Annotated in this window: 5 protein-coding genes; all 5 read left to right on the top strand. The window is 74.0% G+C overall.

Features of this window, described 5'->3' with window-relative positions:
- On the top strand, positions 1 to 532 hold a 532-nt coding region (locus GTY56_RS14855; RefSeq protein ID WP_237524858.1), incomplete at its 5' end, for a DUF6668 family protein.
- Positions 529 to 819, top strand: a complete 291-nt coding sequence (locus GTY56_RS14850) for a hypothetical protein (protein ID WP_161365829.1) — start codon at positions 529 to 531, stop codon at positions 817 to 819. The genes GTY56_RS14855 and GTY56_RS14850, both read left to right, overlap by 4 nt.
- Positions 820 to 905: 86 nt before the next feature.
- Positions 906 to 1,190, top strand: a complete 285-nt coding sequence (locus GTY56_RS14845) for a hypothetical protein (protein WP_033306620.1) — start codon at positions 906 to 908, stop codon at positions 1,188 to 1,190.
- A gap of 22 nt (positions 1,191 to 1,212) precedes the next feature.
- Positions 1,213 to 2,031: a DUF8175 domain-containg protein gene (locus GTY56_RS14840; protein WP_161365828.1), complete on the top strand. Its 819-nt coding sequence runs from the start codon at positions 1,213 to 1,215 to the stop codon at positions 2,029 to 2,031.
- A gap of 1 nt (position 2,032) precedes the next feature.
- A partial coding sequence (locus GTY56_RS14835; RefSeq protein ID WP_161365827.1) for a hypothetical protein occupies positions 2,033 to 3,052 on the top strand: 1,020 nt, incomplete at its 3' end.

Genomic DNA, 3,052 nt, shown 5'->3' with positions numbered 1-3,052 from the left:
GGGTGCTGCCGTCTCCGCCCACCGGACCTCCCCCCCGCCCTCCGGTGCCGGCGAGGCCCCCTGGGGGGAACCGGTGCGGCGCGCCCCGGTGCGCGGGAGGTCACGGGACGAGATCGGGTGGGTCAAGGCCCACGGCGGGGCCGGCGCCACCTCGCTCGCCGAAGCGCTCGGCGGGGTCGACGTGGGCGCGCGCTGGCCGGAGCCCGCGCGGGGCGAGCCGCGCCGGATCATGCTGGTCGGCCGGACGAGCGCGCGCGGACTGCGCGCCGTGTCACGGGCGTTGGGCGCGCTGCGGGAGGGCAAGGCCCCTCAGGGGATCGACCTGCTGGGTGTCGTCCTCGTCGCCGACGCCCCCGGCCGGCTCCCGCTCGGCCTGCTGCGCCGCGTCCGGGTCGTCCGCTCGGTCGCCCCCGTGCAGCGCGTGCCGTGGATCCCGGCCTGGCGCGTGGGCGGTCAGCCCGCGCGCCTGCCCCGTCAACTGAACGTCCTCGCCGACCTGTTGGGCGCCGACGGTGAAGGAACCGAAGCATGACCTCCCCCCTCACGAGCCTCGCCCTGCCCATCGGCGGGCTGCTCGCCGCCTACAACCCGACCCCCGACGCGGGCGCCATCCTCGGGGTCCTCGCCTGGTGCGCCTCGGCCGCGGGCGTCGCCGGCCTGCTCATCGTCGGCATGCAGATGGCGATCCAGCTGCGGCGCGGCGAACCGGGCGAGGGCGGCGCGTACTTCCGCGGCTTCTTCTTCGTCACCCTCGCCTGTCTGCTCGCCACGACGGCCGGCCCGATCGTCGCGTTCCTCGGTGACCTGTCCCTTCACTGAGGGACAGGCGCCTGCTCGACACCACCCCTCTCACCCGCTCCCCGCGCCCGCCGCTCACGCCGCGGCGCCGACCACCCGGAGATGCCATGTCCCTGCTCCACGAAGCCACCAACCTGCTCGCCGCCGGTGTTCCCCAGCCGCAGAGCAACGCCCCCGGCGAACTCACCAGCAAGGTCAACACCGTGCTCGGCATAGCCGCCTGGGCGGGCACCGCCGCCGGCGTCGCCGGGGTGCTGATCACCGGCACGATGATGGCCATCTCGCTCAAGCGCGGTGAGAGCTCCGAGCACATGAGCCGTCTGGGCATGGTGCTCGGCGGCTGTGTCCTGGTCGCCACGGCGGGTCCGCTGGTCGGCTTCGTCTTCAACTGAGCGCGACGACGGGACGATCGAGATGTTCACGCGCAGGGAGTACCGGGAGCCACGCCGGTACCGGTCCGATCCGTCGGAACCGTACTGGAAGCAGCGCGGCTGGCAGGTGTCGGCGGCGTTCCTCGGCGTCGTCGTCCTGCTGAGCGGGGTCGTCGCGCTGACGGCCGGCCGGGGCACCGCGGACGACGGCGCGAGCGCCCCGCCGTCGAAGGGGCCGCTGTCCGGCTCCCCGGCCCTGAAGGACGGCCGGCCCGACGGGTGCCGCACCGACGACAGCCGCGGCGACGCGATGCCCACGTCTCCGCCGGACGACGTCGACTGGCGCACCCTCGGTGTCGCGCGCGTACCCGTCTCGGCGTCGGCCGGTCCTACCCTGACCCAGGGTCCCGTGTGGTGGTGCTTCGCGCACACGCCGGCCGGGGCCGTGCTGGCCGCCCATATCATTCCCTCGCACATGAGCGGACCGGACTGGCGGACGATCGCACAGGAGCAGGTCGTGGCCGGCCCGGGCCGGGACCTGTTCGTCTTCAAGCGGTCCACCGTCCGGGACGACGCCCCGGGCGGCACCCGGGACACCGGCTCGGCCTCCGGCTCCCGCCCGGACGCCGGGTCCGGCAGCGCCTCCGCCGCGTCGTACGCCGGATTCTCGGTGCCCGCGTACACCGGCGAGGCGGCGACGGTGGAGCTGCTGCTCAAGACCGGTCAGGGCTACGCCACGACCTCCGTCGCCCTGCGCTGGAGCGGCGGCGACTGGAAGGTCCTGCCCTCCGACAACGGTGCCCTGCACACCCCGGTGAAGGCGGTCCAGGGGACCAACGGCCATCTTCTGTGGGGGGTGTGACATGGCGTGCCCTACCGGTAATCCCATCGTCGACATCGCGGTCGGATTCTTCAGTTTCCTCGGCGACCCCATCGGGACCATCGTCGAGGGCGTGGCCAACGCCGTACTCGCCGGCGCCATCGCGGTGTTCGGGGCGCTGACCACCGGCATCCCGACCCTCTCGGGGACCACCACCGCCCAGGACATCAACAGCCAGACCCAGTGGATCGTGGTGTATCTGGCGGTCGGCTCACTGCTGTTCGCGTCCGCCCGGATGGCGATCGAGCGGCGCGGCGCGGCCGGCACGACCGCGCTGAAGGGCATCCTGCGGGTCGTGCTGGTCTCGGGTGCCGCCACCACCGTGGTCACGGCCGCCGCCGCCCTCTCGGACGACTACTCCACCTACCTGTTCAACGCGGGTGCGGAGAAGCAGCTGAGCGCCGTGGGCGCCTGCTCCGACGGCAACGGCATCGAGGCCTTCCTGCTGCTGGTCCTCGCCTTCCTGCTGCTGATCGCCGGCATCATCCACACGATCCTGCTCTACATCCGGCTCGGCGTCATGATCCTGCTGCTGGGCACCCTTCCGCTGGCCGCCGCCGCGTCGATGACGGACTGGGGCGGCGGCTGGTGGCGCAAGCACCTCGGCTGGATGATCGCCTGGCTGTTGTACAAACCGGCGGCCGGGCTGGTGCTGTACGCGGGCTCGGCCATGATCAGCTCGGGCCGGGACGGCGGCAGCGACATCAACGAACGCATCGCCGGTATCGGCGTGATGCTGCTGTCCGCCGTCGCCCTGCCCGCCCTGCTGAAGCTCGTCGTGCCCGCCACCGCCGCACTCGGCGGGGCGTCCGCGATGTCCGGGGCGATGTCCACGGTCGGCGGGTCCCTGGCGTCCGGAGCCCGGTCGCTCGGCACCAGCGGCGGCAGCGGCGGGCAGAGCGGTCCTCGGGGCGCGTCGGGGGCGTCCGGTTCGGGCGGCTCGGGCGGCTCGCAGGGCGCGTCCGGGGCCTCCGCCGCGCCGGGCGCGCCCGGTCCCGGCAGC

It is taken from the genome of Streptomyces sp. SID5643 (assembly GCF_009872555.1).
Classification (GTDB): domain Bacteria; phylum Actinomycetota; class Actinomycetes; order Streptomycetales; family Streptomycetaceae; genus Streptomyces; species Streptomyces iakyrus.
Note: the sequence above shows the minus strand (reverse complement) of the source record. Positions and strands in the feature narration are given on the sequence as shown.